This window comes from Brevibacillus sp. GCM10020057 (assembly GCF_042683565.1).
In the GTDB taxonomy this organism is placed as follows: Bacteria; Bacillota; Bacilli; order Brevibacillales; family Brevibacillaceae; genus Brevibacillus.
Window position 1 is genome coordinate 18,376 of record NZ_JBHUJW010000011.1, and the last position, 23,801, is coordinate 42,176.

The 23,801-nt window shown below is 55.3% G+C and carries 23 protein-coding genes; 18 read left to right on the forward strand and 5 right to left on the reverse strand.

The annotated features are described in order from the left end of the window. Positions 1 to 21 precede the first annotated feature (21 nt). Genes ACFSO0_RS03555 through ACFSO0_RS03565 form a run of 3 tightly spaced genes read right to left on the reverse strand, consistent with a single transcriptional unit; the run spans position 22 to position 3,291 of the window. Positions 22 to 1,968 carry a hypothetical protein gene (locus ACFSO0_RS03555; protein WP_376876412.1) on the reverse strand — a complete coding sequence of 649 codons (1,947 nt, stop codon included), beginning with the start codon at positions 1,966 to 1,968 and terminating at the stop codon, positions 22 to 24. Between the two features lie 4 nt (positions 1,969 to 1,972). Beyond that, positions 1,973 to 2,776, reverse strand: coding sequence for a PilW family protein (locus ACFSO0_RS03560; protein ID WP_376876415.1), 804 nt, complete (start codon positions 2,774 to 2,776; stop codon positions 1,973 to 1,975). Continuing rightward, entirely contained in the window at positions 2,773 to 3,291 is a 519-nt protein-coding gene (locus tag ACFSO0_RS03565) for a type IV pilus modification PilV family protein (protein ID WP_376876418.1), read from the reverse strand. The genes ACFSO0_RS03560 and ACFSO0_RS03565 overlap by 4 nt, the downstream gene beginning before the upstream one ends. 190 nt (positions 3,292 to 3,481) lie before the next feature. Between ACFSO0_RS03565 and ACFSO0_RS03570 the strand changes: the two genes are divergently transcribed. From ACFSO0_RS03570 to ACFSO0_RS03620, 11 genes are all read left to right on the forward strand, one after another. Then, positions 3,482 to 4,171, forward strand: a complete 690-nt coding sequence (locus ACFSO0_RS03570) for a hypothetical protein (protein WP_376876421.1) — start codon at positions 3,482 to 3,484, stop codon at positions 4,169 to 4,171. A 16-nt stretch (positions 4,172 to 4,187) separates the two neighbouring features. Next, positions 4,188 to 5,771: a VanW family protein gene (locus ACFSO0_RS03575; protein WP_376876424.1), complete on the forward strand. Its 1,584-nt coding sequence runs from the start codon at positions 4,188 to 4,190 to the stop codon at positions 5,769 to 5,771. A gap of 13 nt (positions 5,772 to 5,784) precedes the next feature. After that, positions 5,785 to 7,443, forward strand: a complete 1,659-nt coding sequence (locus ACFSO0_RS03580) for a GspE/PulE family protein (protein WP_376876427.1) — start codon at positions 5,785 to 5,787, stop codon at positions 7,441 to 7,443. Between the two features lie 30 nt (positions 7,444 to 7,473). Beyond that, the gene (locus tag ACFSO0_RS03585; protein ID WP_376876430.1) at positions 7,474 to 8,517 is read left to right on the forward strand and encodes a type IV pilus twitching motility protein PilT; all 1,044 of its coding nucleotides are present in this window, start codon (positions 7,474 to 7,476) and stop codon (positions 8,515 to 8,517) included. Then, positions 8,517 to 9,725: a type II secretion system F family protein gene (locus tag ACFSO0_RS03590; RefSeq protein ID WP_376876433.1), complete on the forward strand. Its 1,209-nt coding sequence runs from the start codon at positions 8,517 to 8,519 to the stop codon at positions 9,723 to 9,725. Before ACFSO0_RS03585 ends, ACFSO0_RS03590 begins: the two co-directional genes overlap by 1 nt. A 21-nt stretch (positions 9,726 to 9,746) precedes the next feature. Continuing rightward, complete coding sequence (locus ACFSO0_RS03595) at positions 9,747 to 10,226, forward strand: prepilin-type N-terminal cleavage/methylation domain-containing protein (protein ID WP_376876436.1); 480 nt, start codon at positions 9,747 to 9,749, stop codon at positions 10,224 to 10,226. A gap of 147 nt (positions 10,227 to 10,373) precedes the next feature. Then, positions 10,374 to 11,135 (forward strand): prepilin peptidase, encoded by a 762-nt coding sequence (locus tag ACFSO0_RS03600; protein WP_376876439.1) that lies wholly within the window; start codon positions 10,374 to 10,376, stop codon positions 11,133 to 11,135. Positions 11,136 to 11,198: 63 nt separating this feature from the next. Then, positions 11,199 to 12,236 (forward strand): type IV pilus biogenesis protein PilM, encoded by a 1,038-nt coding sequence (pilM, locus tag ACFSO0_RS03605; protein WP_376876442.1) that lies wholly within the window; start codon positions 11,199 to 11,201, stop codon positions 12,234 to 12,236. Between the two features lie 5 nt (positions 12,237 to 12,241). Beyond that, entirely contained in the window at positions 12,242 to 12,904 is a 663-nt protein-coding gene (locus tag ACFSO0_RS03610) for a PilN domain-containing protein (protein WP_376876445.1), read from the forward strand. 19 nt (positions 12,905 to 12,923) lie between these two features. After that, positions 12,924 to 13,844 (forward strand): type 4a pilus biogenesis protein PilO, encoded by a 921-nt coding sequence (gene pilO / locus ACFSO0_RS03615; protein ID WP_376876448.1) that lies wholly within the window; start codon positions 12,924 to 12,926, stop codon positions 13,842 to 13,844. 171 nt (positions 13,845 to 14,015) lie between these two features. Continuing rightward, entirely contained in the window at positions 14,016 to 14,891 is an 876-nt protein-coding gene (locus tag ACFSO0_RS03620; protein ID WP_376876451.1) for a radical SAM/SPASM domain-containing protein, read from the forward strand. A 148-nt stretch (positions 14,892 to 15,039) separates the two neighbouring features. Here ACFSO0_RS03620 and ACFSO0_RS03625 read toward each other — a convergent pair whose 3' ends face one another. Further along, positions 15,040 to 15,423 (reverse strand): VOC family protein, encoded by a 384-nt coding sequence (locus ACFSO0_RS03625; RefSeq protein ID WP_376876454.1) that lies wholly within the window; start codon positions 15,421 to 15,423, stop codon positions 15,040 to 15,042. Between the two features lie 239 nt (positions 15,424 to 15,662). Here ACFSO0_RS03625 and desA point away from each other — a divergent pair, with 239 nt between their 5' ends. The 7 genes from desA to ACFSO0_RS03660 all read left to right on the forward strand — a co-directional run bounded on the left by desA (position 15,663) and on the right by ACFSO0_RS03660 (position 22,309). Beyond that, positions 15,663 to 16,718 (forward strand): Delta(5) desaturase DesA, encoded by a 1,056-nt coding sequence (desA, locus tag ACFSO0_RS03630; protein ID WP_376876457.1) that lies wholly within the window; start codon positions 15,663 to 15,665, stop codon positions 16,716 to 16,718. 67 nt (positions 16,719 to 16,785) lie between these two features. Next, the gene (locus ACFSO0_RS03635; RefSeq protein ID WP_376876460.1) at positions 16,786 to 17,925 is read left to right on the forward strand and encodes a histidine kinase; all 1,140 of its coding nucleotides are present in this window, start codon (positions 16,786 to 16,788) and stop codon (positions 17,923 to 17,925) included. After that, complete coding sequence (locus ACFSO0_RS03640) at positions 17,922 to 18,521, forward strand: response regulator (RefSeq protein WP_376876463.1); 600 nt, start codon at positions 17,922 to 17,924, stop codon at positions 18,519 to 18,521. The genes ACFSO0_RS03635 and ACFSO0_RS03640 overlap by 4 nt, the downstream gene beginning before the upstream one ends. A gap of 229 nt (positions 18,522 to 18,750) precedes the next feature. Next, positions 18,751 to 19,122 (forward strand): hypothetical protein, encoded by a 372-nt coding sequence (locus ACFSO0_RS03645; protein WP_376876466.1) that lies wholly within the window; start codon positions 18,751 to 18,753, stop codon positions 19,120 to 19,122. 289 nt (positions 19,123 to 19,411) lie between these two features. Further along, positions 19,412 to 20,209, forward strand: a complete 798-nt coding sequence (locus ACFSO0_RS03650; protein ID WP_376876469.1) for a carbon-nitrogen hydrolase family protein — start codon at positions 19,412 to 19,414, stop codon at positions 20,207 to 20,209. A gap of 284 nt (positions 20,210 to 20,493) precedes the next feature. After that, the gene (locus ACFSO0_RS03655; protein ID WP_376876472.1) at positions 20,494 to 20,742 is read left to right on the forward strand and encodes a GlsB/YeaQ/YmgE family stress response membrane protein; all 249 of its coding nucleotides are present in this window, start codon (positions 20,494 to 20,496) and stop codon (positions 20,740 to 20,742) included. A 181-nt stretch (positions 20,743 to 20,923) separates the two neighbouring features. After that, the gene (locus ACFSO0_RS03660; protein ID WP_376876475.1) at positions 20,924 to 22,309 is read left to right on the forward strand and encodes an L-cystine transporter; all 1,386 of its coding nucleotides are present in this window, start codon (positions 20,924 to 20,926) and stop codon (positions 22,307 to 22,309) included. Between the two features lie 82 nt (positions 22,310 to 22,391). On the opposite strand, the gene ACFSO0_RS03665 is transcribed toward ACFSO0_RS03660, so the two are convergent. Further along, positions 22,392 to 23,750 (reverse strand): TrkH family potassium uptake protein, encoded by a 1,359-nt coding sequence (locus ACFSO0_RS03665; protein WP_376876478.1) that lies wholly within the window; start codon positions 23,748 to 23,750, stop codon positions 22,392 to 22,394. Positions 23,751 to 23,801: the final 51 nt, after the last annotated feature.

Here is a 23,801-nt window from a genome sequence, read left to right on the forward strand (position 1 = left end):
ATTGTCCCCATTGGCACTTTTTTAGTCGCCTGTGACGATGACCGGATTTCCTACCTCGGGATATTCCTTGTCGTACAGATCGATATGAAAACGATCGCCAGGCGGCAGGCCCGGTGTCTTTTCGTCAAAAATATTGCGGTCAAAGGAAATGGACATATGTGACGCGTACCGGTCTGCCTTTCCTTCGCGCCGGGTATTCAGCTCAATATAGCTGTCCGTATAACCGCTCAGGCGCCCGTCCTGCCCGTACAGAGGCATGCCGCGGCCGGTTGCGATTCCGCCGATGAGCCGGTTGTGCGAGCTCGTCGAATAAATTTGCATGGCACTCTCCGAGTAGAGAAAGGCCGACAGCGGCTGGATTGCTTCGCTCGTGATCGGTTGGTCCTTGTAGCGGTCGGTCAGGCTGATCGTTCCGGATGCGATGATGACCAGATTGTTCTTTTTCCCTGGAGCGGAGACGTTTCGGATTTCCCGGATGACCACATTGCCATCGACATAAATGGTTCCGTTGATCGAGACGTCGCCGACGATGTCCAGATTCCCTTTGATGTAGATTGTGCCATCAAAGGTGAACGGGTCTCCCGCATCGTTGGGCTCGGGCAAAAAGGAGCCGATTCTGCCCATTTCCACAGCGGCAATCCCCTCTCCTGCGCTGTCCTTGCCGCCAATGTACAGATGGTGCACATTCTGCAAGGAGCGTCCCGTAAATCGTGCAGTCAGGCTCAAGAAGTCAGGGGTGGCCGTCCCATAGGGGGACTCGATCAGGAGAGTGTCGCCGTCCGGCTCTTCCGCATCCACCATGCCGGGATTGCTGGTCTCGCCTTTCGGATCGTGCTCATCGTCGTCCGGACCCTTGAACCAGAGGGACGTATCCTTGTCGGTGATGCGCCTGATTTGGTCTCCGGCTGCACTCGCCCTCGCCTGCTGGATCTGCTCCCGGACATAGGTCGAGGTGTTTTCCACGCTATCCGTCTCCGCGTCGTCGAGGAAGAGTGAATCCGTGGGATGGCTCCTGACAGTCACGATGGGCGGTTCATAGCCGGGAATTTGCTGCGTGGCCGGATCGGCGCTGAGCGTGACGGTGCTCGCCTCCACGGAGTCGAGCGGGCTGGGGACAAAAAACTTCTCCAGGTCGGCATCCGCGATAGTCGTTCCCGAAAAGGCGGTGCTGTCCGGCTCTTCTTCCGGAATGCTGTCCACGCTTTGCAAATTGCCGCGGTCCGGAAGGGAGATCTCGCCCTCTACATAAGGCAGGCCGCCAAGGTCAGTGTCCCAGACATCCTGATCGTTTTCCGGTGTACTGTACCGGTACTCGGAGCTGGTGACGACTGAATCGGCCGCGATATTTCCGATGATGTTGCTCCCGCCGAACAGGCGCAGCTGCCCGGGGGTGCTGACCGCGTAGTGGAACGGAGCCGGAACCGTATTGACATACACCGTGGAGGTGAGCTTCACTTTCCGCAGGTTTTCCGCGCGGTCCGGAATCCCGATCACCGACACTTTCAACTGCAGGACGTACGGTTGGGGCGTGCTTCCGGTCTCTCGCGGGATACGCGACACGATCTGCGCCTGAATCGCAAAGCTGCCGTTCATCCCGGGCAGACGGATTTCTTTGTATGTATTGGCTTCATCTGACGAAATGCGCCGAACCAGCTCGATGACCTTGTCTTCCGAGAAGGCGACCTGCTCGGCATTCGGCGTCGACAGCGACTCCCCGATTTTTTGGAGCGCGTCGTCGCCTGTGAGAAAGGAAGCGGGCATCTGCAGGTTCGCCTCCAAATACTCCTGAAAATAGGCGAGTCCCGCATCTGCCAAAAGCTTGCCCTGCACCTCATCTTCGGAAAAGGTGCGCTGGCGGACGCTCTGCATCGTGTGGTTGGCGAGGGAGTACGCCAGCGCCGTAAACAGGACCAGAATCATGAAAACGATGAGAAGGGCGCCGCCCCGCTCGTCTTTAACGATCTTCATGGCCTCACCCCTTTTGCTCGCTGCTAAGATCGATTTCGGTACGAACAACGCGGACATACTGTGCCTGCTCACTGTTTTGCGCGACGGCACTCGCTACGGCATCCCAGTCAGCGAACAGCTCGTGATCGCGCCGATCCTCCTGGGAGAAAGGCAAGGTCATCGTATCGTACCGCTGTGCGACGACCAGATAGAGCGTCACCCGTTTTTTGCCTGAGGAATCGCCCGCAGGCTGATCGATTTCAAAGTACCCCTGAACCAGATAGCGGTCCGGGTCGGTCGGAAAAGGGACGTGTTCGCAACTGGCGCCGCTGCCTTCGGCCTGCGGGCAAGGTGCAAAGGAGTACGTCTCCCTGGTAAGCAACGATACAGTGCGATTGCCTGTCGAGGTCGCTTCCTCATCGGGGACCGCTTCTTCGCTGCGCTTGACGGAGCGCTTGTACAGATAGATTCGGCAGGAACTGGCAGCATTGCTTTCCTGGAAGGCTGGAAATGACGCCGCGATGATGGACTTTACCTGTTCATTTGCCGGGTCCTGCCGCTCCGTGGCGGTTTCGGGAGCCAGCTTGACGTAGCTTGCCTCCTGAATGGTTCGCATTACGTTGCCGATGAGAAAGTCGGTATCGCTCCGCAGTTGGTTTTTCACCGTCGTCTCCTGATAGATTTCGACGCCTTTCACATAGACAGAGACCAGCGGAATCAGAATGGTAAAGAAGATCAGCGAAGAGGCGATCAGCTCCACGAGCGTAAGCCCGCGCTCATCGCGAAGCAATCCGGCAAGCAGGCGTTTGTAAAAGGGTGTCTTTTTCATGAATCCGTCTCCTGCCCTACAGCCGGATTAGGGACCAGCGTCTCTAATTCAGCGTCCTTTGCATCATTCGAGAAAACCTTGACGACAATCCGGATCAGCGGGTTGTCCTTCATGGAATCGGGACGGATGGTTTGGGGAAGCACATAGGTCTGGTACGTGCGGTCATTGATAGAAAGATCAGCGAGACGTATCCCGTTCGCGTCTTTGGACAGCTGGTTTGTCGACGTGCAAATGTCTGACAGCAGCTGATACGAAAGCGGCTTCTCCAAAAAGTCTTCCTCCAGCGTCACATCCTCTTGATCGACATCTTTCGGTATGATCCCGTTTCCCGTTTTCCACTCTTCCATCGTCTGTCGCGCCAGATTCAGGGCCACCTGGCGATTGTCCTGATTTCCGGAGATTGCAAAGCTTCTGACGAGGAACTGGCTCAAGAACATGAGGGCAACGGACAAGATCAGCAGAGAGGCGACCACCTCAATCAGGGACAAGCCCTTCTCGTTAGCTAGTGCTTTCATCCTACATTTCCTCCTGAAAAAGACCGTGTTTCTATTGTACACGAAATGAACAAAATAGGATATTCTAGGAAAAAAATATAATTTCATGCAGGATTCTGTATAGTAGAGTCGAATCTACTCGTATGAAAGTGCTGGGTCTAAAGTCACGTTTTTCTTTGGGCAGGGTGAAAGAGTAATGGGGGCGACAAATGTGTTTGTTTATTATGGCTGCTATTTTCTGATGACAGCCCTTTTGTTGGCAATCCTCTATCAGAGGGCCAGATTTCTTTTTTCGCGTGCAGGCTGGGCGATGTTGGCGGCGGCTGTCCTGATCGGAGCCTTTACTCCCGTACTCGTCCAGATCACGGGAGCGTGGGCGGCGTTTTCCATTTTGCTGGCCCTGGCGATCGGGTTGGCCTGGTTTTCCTGGCGGCGGGGTGCAGAGAAAATGGCGGACAGAGAAGCATCCCGAGCCAATCAGCCGCAGCGGAAGCAGGCGGGCGAGAGCAAGGTTCAGCCAGAGTCCCCTTGGAAAACCGGGCGGGAAGTGCTGCTTGCCTATGAGGAAGCGGCGGCCGGCAAGGAAGGGAATCTTCGCATGGACGGGACGGTAACCAGCACCGAAGCAGCGGCCGATCGAACCGGTCAGGACAGTCCGGATGCAATGGAATTTGACTTTCTGCCGGACGGCCCCGCAGTGATGGAGCCTGAACCTGCAATTTCGGGCCGGGAGCGGCGAACGCTGGCAGCAGTAGAGGAAGAAGACGATCAGATCATCTACTTTTTTGATGACGAGCCTTCTTCTCTTTCTGAAAAGCGGGAATCGTCCAGTGAAGCGGCGCAGACAGGCCTGCTTCTGGCGGAAGAGCTTGAATGGAAGTTCGTAAAGGACAACGGATAAAGAAAGGCGTTGACGTATGTACGCAACTCGCATTTTTCCAGCATCACAGCGCTTTTTGCGTTACTTTGCCGCATTTTCCCTCCAACTCGTTCTGATCACCTCGCTTTCCTTTTATGTGGCGGTGAAGTGGGGGGGAGGCTCATCCGGGGCAGAGGTGTTTCGCTCCGGCATGAGCATCGCTTCGATCCCTGTAGGGGGAAATACATACGAGGAAGCAAGGAAAAAACTGATCGCGGCCGTCCAGGCCAGAAAGAAGACGACTGTCCGGTACGTCCTGGATGGACAGGCTTACCCGATTGACCTGGGCCAGTTGGATGTCACCTTTGACATCGAAGCTACGATGAAAAAGGCTTTGGCTCGCTCGGGCGAACAAAGCGGGTTGTTCCCGCGCCTCTGGGGTGAATCCGAACAGAGCGCAGATTTGACGCTGCAGGTCGCGTACGATCGCGCCGCATTGGCGAAGCAGCTCGGCGAGATCGGAGAAAAAGTGAATCGGCCGGCTGTGCCTGCGAAGGGAGTCGTTTCAGGCGACCGCATTGCGATCGTTCCGGAGGTAATCGGGTACCGGGTCGACATTGACAAGTCACTTGCGCGGTTCGACCGCTTCCTGATGAACGAGCTCTCCCAAAGTTCCGGCGATTTGAAACTGGAGGTCGAGCAGGTCGTCCCGGATATGCGCAAGAGCGATCTGGAAGCGATCGAGCAGCGGGTAGCGGAGGCGTCATTTCCGGTCGCATTTACCGACGAGGTGATGAAAGAAAACACAGCCAAGCTGATCGCCCGCCTGAACGGCTCTGTCGTGTTCCCGAACCAGGCGTTCTCCTTTTTGGAAAAGACCGGACCTTACACAGAGGAAAACGGATACGTGCCGATACAGACACACACGGATGAACAGACGCTCGACGAACTGGGAGGGGGAGCTGGTCAAATCGCTACTGCGCTCTACCAGGCAGTATTGAAGAGCCGACTGGCTGTGCTCGAAAGGCATGCGGCTGTGCGGCCTGTCACATATGCAGAGGCGGGTCTGGAAGCGGTGGTAGGCGGGGATGGACTGGATCTGCGCTTTGCCAACGACACGAAGAAGCCGGTGTTTATCCATGCGGAACTAAGCGATAACCGGGTGAGTGTCTCCCTGTTTAGCGGAAAAGGGGATGCGCCCAAAGTGACTCTCTCTACGGAAAAAAGCGAGAGGATCAAGCCGAATACGATCATTCGGGTAGACAAGGACCTTTCGCCCAACCAGGAGCTGATTGAGCGAAAGGGAAGCGAAGGCTTCACGGTAACCGCCTACCGATCATGGATGGAGATGGGCGGGAAAGAGGTCAGACAGAAAGTTTCCGAAGATTACTACAAGCCGCTGCACAATATTATCGCGGTAGGTCCTGTCTATGAAAAAGACAAGGAAGAAGCGCGGGCTGGTCAAAATGCGCCGCAAGAAGGCGCGGCAAAGTTGCCGGCAGAAGCGATGCTGCCTGCGAAGGAAGCGACGTCCGAAGACCGGCCGCCGGATATTCCTGCAGCGCCCGACACTTTGGCTGACTCGGGCAGCGGCGGGGCGGGAGAGCCTCGCGTCGTAGACGGCATCATCTATCAGAACTGAAGGGGGGAGCGGCATGTCCCGAAAAAGACTGGGAGACATCCTGGTGGAAAGCGGCATCATTACCGAAGAACAGCTGCAGGAAGCGCTGGCCGAACAGAAAAAATCGAAACTGAAGCTGGGCGACCACTTGTTGCAGAGCGGATATATCACCGAGCAGCAGTTGATTGAAATTTTGGAATTTCAGCTGGGCATCCCCCATGTCAGCTTGTTTCGCTACCGTTTGGACCCTGCGCTGTCGGCGATTGTACCAGAAGAGCTCGCTCGCCGCTATTCGCTGATTCCTTTGAAAAAGGAAGAAAACAAGCTGACCGTCGCGATGGTGGACCCGCTGGATTACTATGCCATCGATGAACTGCGCATGAGCACAGGCTTTGTCATCAACGTGGCGATTGCAACGCGCGACGAGATCGGACGTGCGATTTCCCGCATGTACAGCATGCAAGGTTCCGTACAGGAGCTCATGGAGGGCATGTCTTTACCGGAGGACCTGGAGGAAGCCAAAATTTTTGACGACAATTCCCCGATCGTCCGGCTGGTCAACCAGATGTTCGAGCAAGCCGTCCAGCTCCGTGCGAGCGACATCCATATCGAGCCGTTGGAAGACGGGATTCGCGTCCGCTTCCGGATCGACGGGATGATGAGAACAGAACGTGTTTTGCCGAGACACATGCAAGGGATGCTGACGGCCCGTCTGAAGATCATGGCGAACCTAAATATTGCGGAACGCAGAATACCGCAGGATGGCCGGATTCAGATGAACGTCGCCTATAAAGACATCGATGTGCGCATGTCGACGCTGCCGACCATTTACGGCGAGAAGATCGTCATGCGTCTGTTGGACCTCTCCAACGCTTTGGTGGAGATGAGCCAGCTCGGTCTCTCCAGACGGAATTTCGCCACCTTCCAGGAGCTGGTGAACTCGCCCAACGGAATTGTTCTCGTGACCGGGCCTACGGGCAGCGGAAAATCGACCAGTTTGTACGCGGTGCTCAACCATTTGAATTCGGAGCACGTGAACATTATTACGGTCGAGGACCCGGTCGAATACCAGCTGGAGGGCATCAACCAGGTGCAGGTCAACGAGAATATCGGGATGAGCTTCGCGTCCGCGCTGCGCTCGATCCTTCGCCAGGACCCGGACATCATCATGGTCGGGGAGATTCGCGACAGGGAGACGGCGGAGATCGCGATCCGTGCCGCGCTGACCGGTCACTCCGTTTTCAGCACGCTTCATACCAACGATGCGGTAAGCAGCATTACCCGTCTCGTGGATATGGGCATTCAGCCCTTCCTGATCGCTTCTTCCATCAACGGCGTCCTGGCACAGCGGCTGGTCCGCCGCATTTGCAAGGATTGCAAGCAAGAATATCAGGCGACGGAGCAGGAGAAACTGCTTTTTGCCCAGCGCGGACTGACCGTGGAGACGCTGTGGAAGGGCAAAGGCTGTGCCAGCTGCCTCCTGACCGGATACCGGGGCCGGATCGCTGTGCACGAAGTCTTCCGGATGGACGACACGCTCCGCTCGATGCTGATTCAGAATCTGCCTGCCGCCGAATACAAAAAGCATGCGATGAAAAACGGCATGGTTCTGCTGTTCGACGATGGCTTGCTCAAAGTCAAACAGGGCGTCACGACCATGGAGGAAATCTATCGGATTACGGTCAACTCGTAGCGGTTGGCCGTTTCAGGAGGGGAGTGCAGCATGTCAGGAATCGACGTCGACAAATTACTGAAGTACGCCTTCGACAAAGGGGCATCCGACTTGCATTTGTCGGTAGGGACCTCCCCTGTCTTTCGGATCGACGGGGAATTGAAAAGGCTGGATACCCCGCCGCTCGCTCCGGAGGATACGGAATGGATGGCCAAAACGATGATTCCGCCGCACATGTACGAGAAGTTCAAGGAAAAGGGCGAGCTGGACTTTTCTTACGGCCTGCAAGGCGTCTCTCGCTTCCGGGTGAATGCCTACCAGCAGCGCGGATGTACGGGAATCGTCGCGCGGGTGATCCCTACCTCGATCCCGACGCTGGAGACTATCGGGATGCCAGGCATCGTCAAGAAATTCGCGCAAAAGCCGCAGGGACTGCTGCTGGTCACAGGTCCGACAGGAAGCGGAAAATCGACGACGCTGGCGGCCGTGATCGACTACATCAATCGCACGATGAAAAAGCACGTCATGACGCTGGAAGACCCGATCGAGTATTTGCACAAGCATCAGCTGTCCGTCGTGAACCAGCGTGAGGTCGGTCTGGATACGCGGGATTTCGCCAGCGGGCTGCGGGCAGCTTTGCGGCAGGACCCGGATGTGATTCTCGTCGGGGAGATGCGCGATCTCGAAACGATCAGCACCGCGATTACAGCAGCGGAGACAGGGCATCTGGTGCTCGCGACGCTGCATACGTCCGATGCTCCGCAGACGATCGACCGCATCATCGACGTATTCCCGGGCAGCCAGCAGCCGCAGATGCGGACACAGCTCGCGTCTGTGCTGGTCGGCATCATCTGTCAGCGCCTGTTTCCCAAGATCGGGGGAGGAAGAACCGTGGCGACCGAAATTCTCGTCAACACCCCGGCCGTTGCCAATCTGATCCGCAGCGAAAAAGTGCACCAGATCAAAAGCATTCTCCAGACAGGCCGGGAGCTTGGGATGCATACGCTGGAGATGTCGATCAAGGAGCTCATTGCAAATAGCAAGATTACGATGGAAACCGCCCAGTTTTACCTGAATGAAAGGATGCCGGAGTAATGCCTGTTTTTCAATATGAAGGCCGGGAGCGAACCGGGAAAAAGGTGCGAGGGAAAATCGAAGCCAATGCCAAAGCTTCCGCGATCACGGAGTTAAAGCAGCAGGGCGTCCTCGTACTTTCGATGAAGGAAGAGGTCAAGGGTTTGCTGGATCGCAATATCGAGCTCGGCAGACCGGTAAAAGGCAAGGATATCGTCATTTTTCTGCGCCAGTTTGCCACGCTGATCCGTGCGGGAATCGGGATCGTGGAATCAATTCAGGTGCTGGGACTTCAGACCGAGAACAAAAAGCTGCAAAGGTATCTTTCCGATGTGCAGGCCGATTTGCAGCAAGGGACGCAGCTGTCTGACGCATGCGCCAAGTATCCGAAGGTGTTCGAGCCGCTTTTTATCAGCATGATTCGGGCGGGGGAAGCATCGGGGAACATGGAGCTGGTTCTGGAAAGACTGGCTACGTTTTACGAGAAGGCCCATTACACGAAGGAAAAGGTCAAGTCCGCCATGGCTTATCCTGTAACGGTAGGACTGCTGGCGGTGGCGGTGACGGTCTATTTGCTGACCAATATCGTTCCTACGTTTGTCGGGATGTTCAGCGGGCTCCATGCCGAGTTGCCGGAGATGACGAAGGTGGTCATGGCATTTAGCAAGAGCCTGATTGATACCTGGTATTTTTATCTGATAGGTCTTTTGGTACTTGTTGTGATTATTAATATAATTGTCAATAATTCTTATGGACGATTTTGGGTAGATTATGGTATGTTAAAAATGCCTGTATTCGGTAAACTTTTACAAAAATCTGCAATTGCGAGAATGACGAGAACGCTGGCTACCTTGTTTTCCAGTTCGGTTCCGATCTTGCAATCACTGAGCATTGTCGAGGGAGTGGTCGGGAATCGGCTCATCGGTGACGCAGTTGGACAAGCAAAAGAAAGCTTGCGCCAAGGCCGTCCATTGTCCGAGCCGTTCAAAAAGTCATGGGTCATACCGCCGATGGTTTCCCACATGATCGCCGTCGGGGAAGAGACAGGATCGCTTGACTCGATGTTGGACAAGGTCGCGGATTTCTACGAGAAGGAAGTCGAGAGTTCCGTCGACAAGATCAAGTCGCTCATCGAGCCAATCATGATCGTGTTTTTGTCGGGCATTGTCGGAACCATTGTGTTATCCATTATGGTGCCAATGTTTGATATTTTCAGCAAAGTCAAATAAGAGGAGAGGGAGACTTATCGTATGTTCAAGCGGATGTTAAAAAATGAAAAAGGATTTACTTTGATTGAGCTTTTGGCGGTGATCGTCATCCTGGGGATTATCGCGGCGATTGCGATTCCGGCGATTGGGAATGTGATTGATAATTCCCGAAGAGACTCGCATATTGCGAATGCGCGGATGATGGTGGATGCTACTCGGATGTATTTGGTGAATAATCCCAATGCAAGTTCACCTGTTACTCTTGAAACGCTCGTAGATGAAGGTTATATCAACAATCCGAGTGCACCTGGTTTTGATGACGGATATGATCCGGAAAATACTAAAGTATTTTTTGAACAAGACACTCCTACCGGAAATGTAAAAGAGTATCAGATTGTCCTGATTGGAAAAACGGGATCTGGATCTTCAGCTACATCCATTGAAGTCATCGGTAAAGCAACTGATCCACAACCAATTGATACAGTCACTCGTGAGGATGTGAAATTGCCAGGAGACAAATAGAGAGGAATAGCTATCCACTACAAAAGACTTCCTTCACCCGAAGAAGGAAGTCTTTTCATTAAATGAACGAACAGCTAAAGCAGGCCGAACGGGCGAAACCGCAACATGACCGATTAACGGCAACACGCGTAACCAGGAGGTGAGGAAATGCTCCAGTTTCTACTGTCCGTCTCATTTTTTCTCCTCGGCCTTCTCTTTGGCTCGTTTTACAACGTGGTGGGCCTGCGGGTTCCGAAAAAAGAGTCGATCGTCTATCCGCCGTCGCATTGCCCGGCTTGCGCGCGGCGGCTTGGGCCGGGCGAGCTGATCCCGCTGGTGTCCTATGTTCTCGCAAAAGGGAAATGCAAAGGCTGCCATACCCGCATTTCCCTCCTTTATCCGGTGATGGAGGGGCTGACGGGGCTGGGATTTGTTCTTGTTTTTCTGCGGTACGGGCTTTCCTGGGAGACGATGCTCGGGATTTTGTTCGTCTCCCTCCTGATTATCATTACCGTAACCGACCTGTCGTACAGGCTGATTCCCAACAAGGTGCTGCTACCATTCTTCCTCCTGTTTCTCGTCCTGCGCTTCCTCTGGCCGTATGAAGGGACAGGATATGGACAGCATTTGATCGGGATGGCAGCAGGCTTCCTGTTTTTTTGGCTGCTCGCCGTCGTCAGCCGCGGCGGCATGGGGGGCGGGGATATCAAGCTGTACGCTGTAATCGGGCTTTTTCTGCCGCCGCTGCTGCTATTTTTGACGGTGTTTCTCTCCGCGGCATGCGGGACGCTGTACGGGCTCTATCTATGGATGAGCGGTCGAGGCGCGCGCAAAGCGATGATTCCGTTCGGTCCTTTTATTGCCATAGGCGCTCTGGTTTCCTACCTGTACGGTTCCGGGCTTGGGGCGTGGTATCTCTCTTTATATTGACAGTGTCATCATTTTATTCCCTTCCTAAAACATGTCTACTACCACCAGAAAGGATGGAATCGAATGGGTCTGCCATTTCTCCCATCGAGAAAGAAAGTCGGCGTCACAATTGAAGAGGACAGGATTCGGATTGTCGAGACGTCGCAGAACAAAGGAAGCATCCAGATTCGCCGCATGAGCTCCATTCCTTTGGAACGAGGACTCATTGCCGGAGGGAAGATCATGGACGAAAAAGCGCTGGAGCTTCAGCTGTCATTGGCCGGACAAGACCTGTCGCTGGGCAGAAAAAAAGTGTCGCTGGCTGTGCCGAGCTCCTTTGTCGTGATTCGCAAGCTGTCTCTGCCGCCGCTGCCGCCGAAGGAAGTCCGCTCGCTGATTGAGGTCGAGCTGGAATCTTCCATTCACTTGCCGTTTTCCCGGCCTTATTTTGATTATTACAAGCTGCCGCAAAGCGTTGCGTCCTCCCCGTCAGATGAGAACGAAGAAGCAGCGGGGGAAGGAGCCGAAGACTCGTACGTCGTCATCGCCGCGCCGGGCGATTTGATTGACCAGTACGTCTCTTTGCTGAAATGGCTCCAGCTGAAAACGGAGTCCGTGGACATCGAACCATTGGCGCTCTACCGGTTTCTCGAGCGCAGCGGCGTGGCGCTGAGCGAGAATTTGCTGATCGTCCAGTTCGGAATGCACTCCATTAATGTAGGCATTTTTCATGGGGAGATACCTGAATTTCTTCGCAATATATCGCTCGACCTGGATAATTACCGGATGGACGTCCCTGGGCGTGTCCTTTCCTCGAAAGAGTTGCTCGCTTTTCTGGAGCAGCACAACGCATTCGAGACCTTCGCCGAAGATTTTGCAAGGGAGCTGGAGCGAGTCATTAACTTCTACCAGTTTTCCTTGAAGAACGGCACGGTCAGGCTGGATACGATGTACCTCACCGGAGATTTTCCCGACATCGACAGGATGGTCGGGTTTTTGCGGGAGCGGCTGCCGCAGCTGCAGATCGCTCCGTTGCCGGTGGGGCATATCCAGCACGCGACGGCGAGCGAGGCAGAGCTGCAAGCCTATTCCGTGGCGCTGGGATTATCTTTGAGAGGTTGAGGCCATTGATTACGATAAATCTGCTTCCGCGCAAAAAGCCGTTTTTTACGGCATCGCATATCGTTTTGGCAGGAGTCGGACTGGTTTGGGTGGCTGGAGCGGCGGCTCTCGGTCTTTCCTACTATTCCGTGAGCGGGTCGGTCTCTGAATTGAAACAGGAGATCAAGATGAAGGAAACGGCCATCGCCGCCATGCAAAAAAAGACAGCGACCGTCCAGCACGAAGATTCGCTGGAACAGTATTTGCTCTTGTCAGAGAGAATGCAGCATCTGTTCCTGCCGCCGACGCTGCTCTTTGATGAGATCGCGCGCAATTTGCCTGCACATGGCCGGATGGAGAGCATCAAGTACAATTTGAGCGGCAGCCTGGAGCTGGAGGGCAGCTTTGAGCAGTACGACGACATCGCTGCGTTCCTGCACCATTTGCAAGACTCCTCTTACGTCCGGAAGGCGGAAATCAGAAGCATCAAGCAAAGCCCGATCAAATGGCAGGGGCCGACGGACGAGCAAGGGGAGCCGATGTCGGCAGCGCTGCGTACGGTGGGCGGAGACATGCTGCCCCGCTATCAAGCCACGTTTGCGGTGCAGGCCATCACGGTCGATCTGAAAGAGCTGGCCGCGCAGGAGAAGCCGGCAGCCGAGACGGAACAGGACAAGGAGAAGAAGTAGGGGAAAGGAGGGAGTCCGCATGATGGAAGGGAGAGTGCGCCAGGCTGCGTTTGTCGTCTTTGCGCTTTTATTTTCTGCTTTGGCAGGAGCCTATTACTTGTACGTCATGCCGTTGCAGGACCAGCAGACGAGCCTGCAGGTGCGGCTGGAGAAAATGAAGCAATCTTTTGAGCAGCTGCAAAATCCGGCGGCCGCCAAGGAGCAGCGAATCTCCCCGCAGCTCTTGAGCCAAATTCAGGAGGCGATTCCGGTCAAGCCGTACGCAGATCAGCTCATCAAGGATCTGGACAGGCTGCAGTCGATCAGTCAGGTGTCGATCGAAGAAGCTACCTTTACGGAACAGGAGAAGCTCTCGGCAAAGGATTTGGCGGATCAACTGGCCTACACCGACAAGCAAGAGAAAGAGGGAGAGAAAAAGGACGGGGCCGACGCCGGAGCGGACGAAAAGGCAAAGGACGACGAGGCCAGTCAGGATGAGAAAGCGGCAGATGCGTCCGCGAACGTCGACGAGCCTGGCAGGCAGGCGAACGATTCAGCACAGGCAAGCGGTTCTGCGGTCTTGAATGCCGAGCGTCAAGTGAAGGCGGAGATCATCGAGAAGTTCCTGCCCGAGGTTCATTTCAACAGTATCTCCATCTCTATGAAAATCAAGGGAGATTACGAGCAAATCTACCGCTTTGTGACCGAAATGCAAAAATTGTCCCGTTATTTGCGCGTAGACCAGCTCGATTTCAAGACGAACCAGAAGGATGAGTTCGTCATTCCGAAAGAAACCCGGATGACCGCCACGGTAAAGCTCACCAGCTACTTTGCGCCGCAGTTTGAGAAATACGTGGACAAGCTGCCCGTCGTGCAGGTAGAAGGAGCTTCGGGAAAATGGAACCCGATGGAGTACGACATCACCAAAAAAGAAGATGCGCCGCAGGCAGCCTCCGAGTAAGCGGGGAGAGCCGGCGCCGCAAGCAGGAAAAGAGAAAGTTGCGCACGGGACCGAGATGGAGCGGAAGGACTCCCCAAAAAGCACCGTTACATGCATGAGCCCACCTGTGGTACGATGTGGGGTATGCAGCGAGCATCGCAACACATCGTCGTAGGGAATGGGGCCGAAATCTTGAGATCATTTAAAAAAGTGTATATAGAAATTACGAGCGTCTGCAATCTCGCCTGTTCGTTTTGCCCGCCGACCGAGCGGACGAAGAGCTTTATCCAGGTGGATGACTTTGCGAAGCGGCTGGACGCGATCAAACCGCACACCAACTATATTTATTTGCATGTCAAAGGGGAGCCGCTGCTCCATCCGAAGATCGACCAGCTGCTGGACATCAGCCACGCGAAAGGGTTCAAGGTCAACATCACGACCAACGGCACGCTGATCGCGAAAAACCGGCACAAGCTGCTGGGCAAGCCTGCGCTTCGCCAGATGAACTTCTCGCTCCACAGCTTCGACGGCCACGCAGGCTCGACCGACCGCGAAGGGTATTTGCGGGACATTCTCTCCTTTGTCCGGGAAGCGGAGGAGCACGGTATCATCTTTTCGCTGCGCCTCTGGAACCTGACCCCGGACAATGCCACGAACATGCAAAAGAGCAGAAACCGCCAGACGCTGGCAATCATTGAAAAAGAATTCGGGCTGGATTTCAAGATCGAGGAAAGGGTCGTGCCGGGCAGCGGCGTGAGAATCGCGCGGCACGTCTACCTGAATCAGGACATTGAATTTCAGTGGCCCAGCCTGCACGCGCCAAGGGACGAAGGAAAAGGCTTCTGCCACGGCTTGCGCACGCAGGCGGCGATTCTCGAGAACGGGACAGTGGTGCCCTGCTGTCTGGACGGGGAAGGGATCATCAATCTCGGCAATGTGAACGAGAAGCCGTTCTCCGAAATCGTGGGGGGCGAGCGTGCCAATCAGCTCGTCGAAGGCTTTTCTCGCAGAGAGGCAGTCGAGGAATTGTGCAAAAGATGCGGGTATCGCCAGCGGTTCGGCGCGTAAACGGTCACCGCTTCGGAGACGGCTGTGATACTGCGCGGTTGGGCAAAACCAGCAGCTTGTTGAAGCGGCTTATGCTCCAACGATTCAAGGGAAACGAGCCGCTTTCCAGGTGAGAGCAGCTCGGTTCCCTTTTGTTTTCTCTTTGCATTTACCGCTGGAAAAATTCGACCCATTCGCCTTCGGGGCCGTAGATGAAGAAATAGCGGTAGCCGTTCGGCAGCGTGACGATCTCGGGGTCCACGAATGTCGCGCCGAGGCTTTTGACGCGCTCGTACTCTTCCTCGAGATTGTCCACGTTCACGGCGAAGTGGTGCACTTTTCCTTCGGCAGGCAGAGCGTCGTTGTAGCCGTGGATGATCTCCAGTTCGGTCTCGTCCGAACCGCCGAATCCAAGGAAAGCCAGCTGGATGACGCCGTTCGTGTGGGTCATTTTGCCCTTTAGTTCAAAGCCGACGATCTTTTGGTAAAACTCGATCGCACCCTCGAAATCTTTCACTGCCAGCCCTACGTGGTCGATACGCTTCTTTGCCATGCGATCCTCCCCATTTCGTTTGGAAATGATTTCTCCTTACATTTAATTGAAAATAATCCCGAGTTGTCAAGTCTGGATTTGCGCGAGACGAGCTGCTGGATGAGGCGGGGAGATCCATGACATTTGTCATATCCTCAAGCTGACGTTTATGACTACGCCGAAAAATCAGTATTTTCTACAATGAAGATGAAAGTAGTCTACAGCGATCGAGACATGCGTCAGATCAAGGAGGATATGCCATGCATCATGCGAACATTGCCCATCTGAAGAAAGATGTGGCCCCCTTTGAAAAAACGGATACGAAGACGAGTATCCGGCAGTTGATCAATACGATCGTACCGCTGCTGCTGCTCTGGTACGCGGCGTACATCTGCCTGGACGTCTCTTACCTGCTCACCCTTCCTTTGACGATTGTCGCTGCGGGCTTTACGGTCCGCACGTTTATCCTGTTTCACGACTGCTGCCACCAATCGTTTTTCAAAAGCCGTCTGGCTAACGATATTCTCGGCAACATTACCGGCGTGTTGACCTTGTGCCCGTATGAGCAGTGGAAAAACAGCCACGCCATCCACCACGCGACCAGCAGCAACCTCGACAAGCGGGGCGTAGGCGACATCTGGATGATGACCGTCAAAGAATACCGCTCCGCGCCGCTGTGGCAGCGCGTGGCTTACCGGATCTACCGCCACCCGATCTCGTTGTTTATCTTTGGCCCGACCTTTGTCTTCGTCTTCCAGTACCGGTTCAACCGTAAAGGCGCAAGCCGCAAGGAACGGCTGAACACGTACCTGACGAACCTGTTGATCGTGGGTCTGTACGCGCTCATGATCTGGGCGGTGGGCTGGCAGGCATTTCTCAAGGTGCAAGGCCCGATCTTTTTCGTCTCCGGCCTGCTCGGTGTCTGGCTGTTTTACGTCCAGCACACGTTTGAGGACTCCTACTTTGAGGAGGAAGCCGAATGGAGCTACGTCAAAGCTGCGGTTGAAGGAAGCTCCTACTACCAGCTGCCCAAGGTGCTGCAATGGATTACCGGCAACATCGGATTTCACCACGTTCACCATTTAAGTCCAAAGGTTCCCAACTACAACCTCGAGCGGGCACATAACGAGACCAAACCGTTGCAACACGCGACGACCATCACGCTGTCGTCCAGCCTGAAATCGCTGCGCTTCCGCCTGTGGGACGAGGAAAATAAAAAGTTCGTCTCGTTCCGGGACATTCGCCGTCCGGTCGTATCGGCAGAGGCGCTGGCCGACTCGATTTCCGTGCCGCGGGCGAGCTTGGAAGGAAAATAACCCTGCCATCTGCCTGCCGTTTCATATACACTTAGCGTAAGCGTCGGAGGAAAAAAGGTGGGCATGCATGCAGAAGTGGTATCAAATTCTTCATAAAAGCACGGGACTTAGCCCGTATGTGTGGGTAGTCTTTTACATCCTCCCGTTCTACTTCATCTTCCGGTCCTCCTCCACGTACGAGGTCGTGATCGGCATCGTGATGATCCTGATGTTTTTCGTCTGCTATGTGCTGGCCTTTTTGTCCAAAGGATGGGCGGTCTACTTCTGGACGAGTCTGCAAATCGTCATCTCCATCGCGATGACCGTCCTGTTCGGCTACGTGTACTTCTCGCTGTTTCTGGCGTTTTTTATCGGACATATTCAAAACAAGATCGGCTTCTTCACCCTGTACACGATCCACCTCATCAGTACCGTTGTCACCGTCAACCTCGGCTTCCTGTCCAAAAACGCGGAGTTCTTCAACCAGCTGCCGTTCGTCCTCGTCAGTCTCGTGGCGGTGATTTTGCTGCCCGTCACGACATACAACTGGAACAAGCGGGAAAAGCTGCAGGGGCAGCTGGAGGACGCCAACAAGCGCATCTCGGAGCTCGTCAAGCTGGAGGAACGCCAGCGGATCGCCCGCGACCTGCACGATACACTGGGGCAAAAGCTGTCGCTGATCGGGCTGAAGAGCGATCTGGCCTCCAAGCTGATCAGCAAAGATCCGGAGCGGGCACAGACAGAGCTGGAGGAAATCCGCCAGACGGCGCGGATCGCCCTCAAGGAAGTGCGAGAAATGGTCACCCAGATGCGGGGAACGCGGCTGGAGGATGAGCTGTTTCGGGTCATGCAGATTACCAAGGCTGCGGAGATCGATTTCGTTCTGGAGGGCGATCCGAACCTGGAGCATACATCCTCGATGACCGAAAACGTGCTTAGCATGTGCCTGAAGGAAGCGGTCACGAACGTCGTCCGGCACAGCGGCGCGAAGACCTGCACCGTCGTCATTGAGCCGACCCGCACGGATTTGCTGCTCAAGGTCATGGATGACGGCATCGGCATGGCCGCAGACTACGCCTGCAAGCGGGGAAACGGCCTGCGGGGCATGAAGGAGCGGCTCGAATTCGTAAACGGGTGCATGGAGATCGCGTCCGGAAAAAGCGGGACGACGGTCGTCATCAAGGTGCCAAACGTCTTCAAACAATCGGTAAAGGAGGCAGAGGTATGATTCGCATCGTCATCGCCGAGGACCAGCGGATGCTGCTGGGCGCGCTGGCTTCCCTGCTCGATCTGGAAGAAGATATGATGGTCGTCGGGCGCGCGAGCAACGGCGAGGATGCCGTCAAGCTCGTCCATCTGCACCAGCCGGACATCTGCATCATGGATATTGAGATGCCGGTGAAGAGCGGGTTGGATGCGGCAGAGGAGCTGAAAGGATGTGGCTGCAAGGTGATGATCCTCACGACGTTTGCCCGCCCCGGCTATTTTGAACGGGCCTTGAAGGCAGGTGCGCACGGCTACCTGCTCAAGGACAGCCCCAGCGAAGAACTGGCCAGCTCGATCCGCAGCATCATGGCGGGGCGGCGCATTTACGCCGCAGAGTTGGTGGACGAAGCGTACGGGCAGGAAAACCCGCTGACCGAGCGGGAAAAGGAGGTGCTGGAGCTGATCGCCGACGGGAAAAACACCAAGGAGATCGCCAGCCAGCTTTTCCTGACGACCGGAACCGTCCGCAACTACATCTCCGTCATTCTCGACAAGCTCGGCGTCAGCAACCGCATCGAGGCCATCACCCATTTCAAGGAAAAGGGCTGGTTTAAATAAAGGGAGTACGTTTGGCGGAGACGCCAGTCGAGCTGGAGTCGATCAAGAGTAGGGGCCTGCAAGAGACTGCGGGCTGCTTCGCATGCGCGTGCGCTGTCCGGTCCGGCGGGGAGCCGTACGGCCGCTGCCAAAAATGTGCGTTTGCCTACGTGACACCTCCCCATGGGTTCATATACTGTAGAGAAACTTTCTGCTCGAGCTACCATTACGGATGAAGGAGAGAGTCTATGTGGCAATCGGACAGATGACGAGGGTCAGCTTGCCGTACCCGACAACGTGGGACATCCAGGCCAGCTTTGGCGGCAGACCGATGTCGCTGGGGACATTGGCCATTCAGAGCGTTACAGGCAATCAGATCAATGGCGCGGTAAATTTTCGCGGTACCTTTCATCCCATTCAGGGGACGTGGAACGAGGCGACCAGGCAGATCGCCTTTCAATCTCCCTTTGCGACCTTTGTCGGCACGATGGTCAGCCAGGACGAGCGAGGGCTCCCTTTGCGCCACTACGTCCTGCAAGGCCATGTCTCCATGAAGCCGCCATCCATACGGGCCAAAGAGACAGGGACATTTACGGCAGTCACCTATATGCGCCTGCGTTAGGAAAGATGGTCTTGTCCAGCGATGGATGGGACCTTTTTCTATGGGCTCATTTTCCTGGCGGGACGGATGAAAGCAACCGGACGTCATCTGGCAGGACGGCTGCAAAGGCCCTGCGTGATACTGCGGGCCGGGGCCTTCGGTGTTTTAGCCGCGGTCACTGCACGGCTCGGGCGGATCGCCTCGCATAGGCGGCACAACTGCACAAAGCCGCTCCTTCCCCGCACGGAAAATCAGTTATACTATTCAGTAAGCAGTTTGACCAACGTGAAACGTGAAAGGCGGAGAAAACATGAAAGTAGCGATTGCGCAGCTTACTTCCACTATGGATAAAGCGGCAAATCTGCAAAAGGCAGTTGCCTACATCGCGAAGGCGAAAGAAAACGGGGCAGACTTTGTCATCTTGCCGGAGATGTACCTCGCTCCGGCCACTCCCACTACGGGCGTCAAGCCGGCGGAGGTAGCAGAGCCGCTGGACGGCCCGTTTGTCTCAGGGCTTGCGCAAGCGGCCCGCGAGCAGGGGGTCTACGTCGTTTGCGGCGTCTACGAGACGATCCCGGACGATCCGAAGCGCGCCTACAATACGACGGTATTCCTGAACCGTTCCGGCGAGCTGATCCACGCGTACCGCAAGACGCATTTGTACGACGCCTTTTCTTTCAAGGAATCGGACGCCATCGCGGCGGGGGACAATCCGTACCAGGTGGTGGAGACGGAATTCGGCCAGATCGGCCTGATGGTCTGCTATGAGGTGCGCTTTCCTGAAATCGCCAGACAGTTTGCCCTGCAGGGTGCCGATGTTTTGTTCGTGCCGGCAGGCTGGGTAGCGGGCGCGATGAAGGAAGACCATTGGGAGACGCTCGTTCGCGCGCGGGCGATCGAGAATACGATGTTTGTTTGCGCCGCCGACCAGGTGGGCAATATTTTCGCGGGCCGCAGCCTGATCGTCGATCCGATGGGTGTCGTGCTGGCGAGTGCGGGCGAAGAGGAGACGCTCATCGTGGCCGAGCTGGATCAGGAGCGCATTGCCCGCGTCCGCGGCAAACTGCCGAGCGTCGCCAACCGCAGAGCAGAGCTGTATACCAACTGATTCGTTCATACCCGGTCAACGACAAACGGCGGCTGTCTGGCGGATTCGTCCGGACACCGCTGTTTTTTGTGAAAGGGCACAATCCAGCATTCGGACAACCCAGTCTCCGCCGATGACTTCTGTGGCTGCGGGGGCGGAGCCGGGCAGCAAGCACGCATTTCCTCTAGCGAATCAGGCATGCACCTACGAACACATTCAACCAATCTCCATATGATGGTAACAGATAACTTTCATTATTTGGTCCTCATGAAAGCGTTACCATCTTGAGAAAGGGAGTGTGCTGTATGTACTGGGTCGTATGGGCATTGGTCGGTCTCGTTGTCTGGTGGGGAATGAACATGCTGATGACAGGCAAAGCAGGGGGAGACGGCTGGCTGGCTTCGCTGATCGCGGCGCTTTTGGGCAGCTGGCTGGGCGATCTCATCCTGGGCAACTGGCTGTGGATGTGGGCAGGCTTCAACGTCATTGCCGGTGCGATCGGCGCGATCGTGCTGATGTGGCTCTGGAGTCTCGTCAGAAAGCAATTGAAATAAACGAAGGAAGGTGGGACCCAGGAGTCGACTCCATTGCGATTCCTGGTTTTTTTATGCAGATGACAGCAGAGAAGTGTGAAATGCTTAAATTCTTACTTTACAAATCAGAATTATAGGAATATAACTATAAAAAGCACATTATACTGACAAAAAGAGAAAGTAAGGAAATGGAGGAGAGAGCATGTCTGCCCTGCTGATCATCGTCAACATTATCATCCTGCTCTTGTTTATCATTGGGCTGTACGCGCTGCAAAAGAAACACGTATCGTTTTCCAAACGGGTATTTGCCGGATTGGGAATCGGAATCGTCTTCGGGCTGATCCTGCAACTGGTTTACGGAGTCAAGTCCGACGTGCTGAAGACGACGATCGACTGGTACAACATCGTGGGAAGCGGCTATGTGAAGCTGCTGCAAATGGTCGTTATGCCACTGGTCTTTATTTCAATCGTCTCCGCTTTTACCAAATTGAAACTGGCGAACAAGGTCGGGAAAATCAGCTCGCTCATTCTTGGCATCCTGGTCGGGACGACTGCGATTGCCGCTGCCATCGGGATTGCCTCTACGCTGGCATTCAACCTGGACGGCGCACAACTGCAGCAGGGAGAAGCGGAAAAGGCGAGGATCGAGCAGGTGCAGCAGAAACTGGGCGACGTGCAGACGACACTGCCGCAAAAAGTCGTGTCGCTGCTGCCGGCCAACCCGTTCCAGGACTTTACGGGTGAGCGCCCGACGTCGACGATTGCCGTAGTTATTTTCGCCGCCTTCATCGGCGTGGCTTTCCTCGGAATCAAGCGGAAAAATCCGGAGCAGGCGGAGCTGTTCGCAAAAATCATCGACACGCTCCATACGCTTACGATGCGTATTGTGACCCTGATCTTGCGCCTTTCGCCGTACGGGGTGCTGGCGATCATGACGAAAGTGACGGCGACCAGCGACTACAACGCGATCTGGCAGCTTGGAAAATTCGTCATCGCCTCCTACGTCGCCCTGATCGTCATGTTTATCGTCCATTTGCTGCTGCTGGCGTTTGCCGGGTTGAACCCGGTGACGTACGTGAAAAAAGTGCTGCCTGTGCTCAGCTTCGCCTTTACTTCCCGCACCAGCGCCGGTACGCTGCCGCTGAACGTCAAGACTCAGACCGAGGAACTGGGCGTTCCCGAGGGAATTGCCAACTTCGCGGGCTCGTTCGGTCTGTCCATCGGGCAAAACGGCTGCGCAGGCACGTATCCGGCCATGCTGGCTGTGATGGCTGCACCGTTGGCAGGCATTGATCCGCTGACGCCGTCCTTCATCCTGACGCTTGTTGCCGTCGTCGCCCTTAGCTCCTTTGGGGTGGCAGGCGTAGGCGGCGGCGCCACCTTTGCCGCGTTGCTCGTCCTGTCGACGTTGAACCTGCCGATTGCGATCGTCGGGCTGCTGATCTCGGTAGAGCCGCTGATCGACATGGGCCGCACCGCGCTGAACGTGAGCGGAAGCATGACGGCGGGCCTGCTCACCAGCAAAGCCACCAAAGACCTCGACACGGCGGTCTATCACGGGACCAAGGAAGCGTCTGTCACTGTTTGACAGAAGGAGAAAAGAAAACGGCTGCCTCGCCTGAAATGTGCGAGGGCAGCCGTTTTTTGCTTTTGACCATGCTTTCCACCGCTCACTGCCCGATGATGATCCGCTCTTTCGGATGGTGATAGCGCACGACCTGTTCCTTGCGCTTGAGGAACAGCAGCAGGTTGATAATCCCGATCCGCCCCACGACCATCATGATGATCAGGATCACTTTGCCGCCGGTACCGAGATGGGATGTGATCCCGGTTGACAAACCCGTCGTACCGAAGGCCGAGCACACCTCGAACAGGACGTGGGCAAACGGCAGGTTCTCCAGCCAGATCAGCAGCACACAGGCGGTGAAGACGAGGATGATCGCGACAAAAAAGACCATGAACGAGCGCATGATGTCGTCCTCCACGAGCTCTCTGCCGAATACTTTGACGTCCTTGAATCCGCGCATGCTGGCAACGACGGTGGCGATCAGGACGAAGAACGTCGTTGTCCGAATCCCCCCGCCGACGCTGCTGGGCGAGGCGCCGATGAACATCATTCCCGCCAGCATGATCAGCGTCGGCGTCGACAGGAGACTGATGTCGAGGGTCGCCAGCCCGCCGCTGCGCGAGGAAACCGAGTGGAACAAGGAGTAGAACAGGATTTGGTCCCACGTCTGGTTCTGGAAAAAAGCCGTGCGCTCGAACAGGAAGATGAGCAGGGCCCCTGCCACGATGAGCGAAAAAAAGGTCAGCGTCGTGATCTTGGTAAACAGGGAAAACGTAAACCGTTGTTTGGCCCGGCGATAGGACAGGTAGCTGCGCAGCTCCACCAGCACCGGAAAGCCGATGGCCCCGCAAATAATCAAGAGCATGACAAGGATCTGGTAAATGTAATCGTGAGTGAAGCCGAGCATCGAGTTGCCGTACAGGTCGAAGCCCGCGTTGGTAAAGGCGCTGACCGCCGAGAAATAGCCGTGGTAGAAAGCTGTATACCAGTCCTTGTAGTAGCCGGCGAGCAGAAAGTGGCTGCCCAACAGGATCGTGCCGGCAAGCTCGATCATCAGCGCGATGACGAGGATGTTGCGCATCAGGTCGACCAGGCCGGCCAAGGTCGAGCGGTTGTGGTCGGTGGCGATCCAGATGCGCTGCTCCAGCCCGATCTTTTGGCCGAGCAGGAGCCAGAAAAACGTTCCCAGCGTCATGATGCCGATGCCGCCGACCTGAAACAGCAAGGTCAAAAACAGCTGCCCCCACTCGTTGAACACTTGATGGATGGTAATGACGGTGAGGCCGGTGACGCTGATGGCACTCGTCGCGGTAAACAGGCTGTCGATAAACGAGAGCGAGGCGCCGGGCTTATGAAAAAACGGCAAGTACAAGAAAAGGGTGGAGAGGATAATGAGTCCCACATAAAAAAAGACTATGATCTGCACAGATGTCAAACGTCGTTTTTGAGAGGAAGATAGCAAAACAAACGGCCTCCTGATTGTTCATCGTAAGGGTAATGATACCAGAAAAAG

Bases quoted from the DNA above. Each gene is read 5' to 3' on its own strand.
- ACFSO0_RS03555 (WP_376876412.1), bottom strand. From the start codon at position 1,968: ATGAAGATCGTTAAAGACGAGCGGGGCGGCGCCCTTCTCATCGTTTTC.
- ACFSO0_RS03560 (WP_376876415.1), bottom strand. From the start codon at position 2,776: ATGAAAAAGACACCCTTTTACAAACGCCTGCTTGCCGGATTGCTTCGC.
- ACFSO0_RS03565 (WP_376876418.1), bottom strand. From the start codon at position 3,291: ATGAAAGCACTAGCTAACGAGAAGGGCTTGTCCCTGATTGAGGTGGTC.
- ACFSO0_RS03575 (WP_376876424.1), top strand. From the start codon at position 4,188: ATGTACGCAACTCGCATTTTTCCAGCATCACAGCGCTTTTTGCGTTAC.
- ACFSO0_RS03580 (WP_376876427.1), top strand. From the start codon at position 5,785: ATGTCCCGAAAAAGACTGGGAGACATCCTGGTGGAAAGCGGCATCATT.
- ACFSO0_RS03585 (WP_376876430.1), top strand. From the start codon at position 7,474: ATGTCAGGAATCGACGTCGACAAATTACTGAAGTACGCCTTCGACAAA.
- ACFSO0_RS03590 (WP_376876433.1), top strand. From the start codon at position 8,517: ATGCCTGTTTTTCAATATGAAGGCCGGGAGCGAACCGGGAAAAAGGTG.
- ACFSO0_RS03595 (WP_376876436.1), top strand. From the start codon at position 9,747: ATGTTCAAGCGGATGTTAAAAAATGAAAAAGGATTTACTTTGATTGAG.
- ACFSO0_RS03600 (WP_376876439.1), top strand. From the start codon at position 10,374: ATGCTCCAGTTTCTACTGTCCGTCTCATTTTTTCTCCTCGGCCTTCTC.
- pilM (WP_376876442.1), top strand. From the start codon at position 11,199: ATGGGTCTGCCATTTCTCCCATCGAGAAAGAAAGTCGGCGTCACAATT.
- pilO (WP_376876448.1), top strand. From the start codon at position 12,924: ATGATGGAAGGGAGAGTGCGCCAGGCTGCGTTTGTCGTCTTTGCGCTT.
- ACFSO0_RS03625 (WP_376876454.1), bottom strand. From the start codon at position 15,423: ATGGCAAAGAAGCGTATCGACCACGTAGGGCTGGCAGTGAAAGATTTC.
- desA (WP_376876457.1), top strand. From the start codon at position 15,663: ATGCATCATGCGAACATTGCCCATCTGAAGAAAGATGTGGCCCCCTTT.
- ACFSO0_RS03635 (WP_376876460.1), top strand. From the start codon at position 16,786: ATGCAGAAGTGGTATCAAATTCTTCATAAAAGCACGGGACTTAGCCCG.
- ACFSO0_RS03640 (WP_376876463.1), top strand. From the start codon at position 17,922: ATGATTCGCATCGTCATCGCCGAGGACCAGCGGATGCTGCTGGGCGCG.
- ACFSO0_RS03650 (WP_376876469.1), top strand. From the start codon at position 19,412: ATGAAAGTAGCGATTGCGCAGCTTACTTCCACTATGGATAAAGCGGCA.
- ACFSO0_RS03655 (WP_376876472.1), top strand. From the start codon at position 20,494: ATGTACTGGGTCGTATGGGCATTGGTCGGTCTCGTTGTCTGGTGGGGA.
- ACFSO0_RS03660 (WP_376876475.1), top strand. From the start codon at position 20,924: ATGTCTGCCCTGCTGATCATCGTCAACATTATCATCCTGCTCTTGTTT.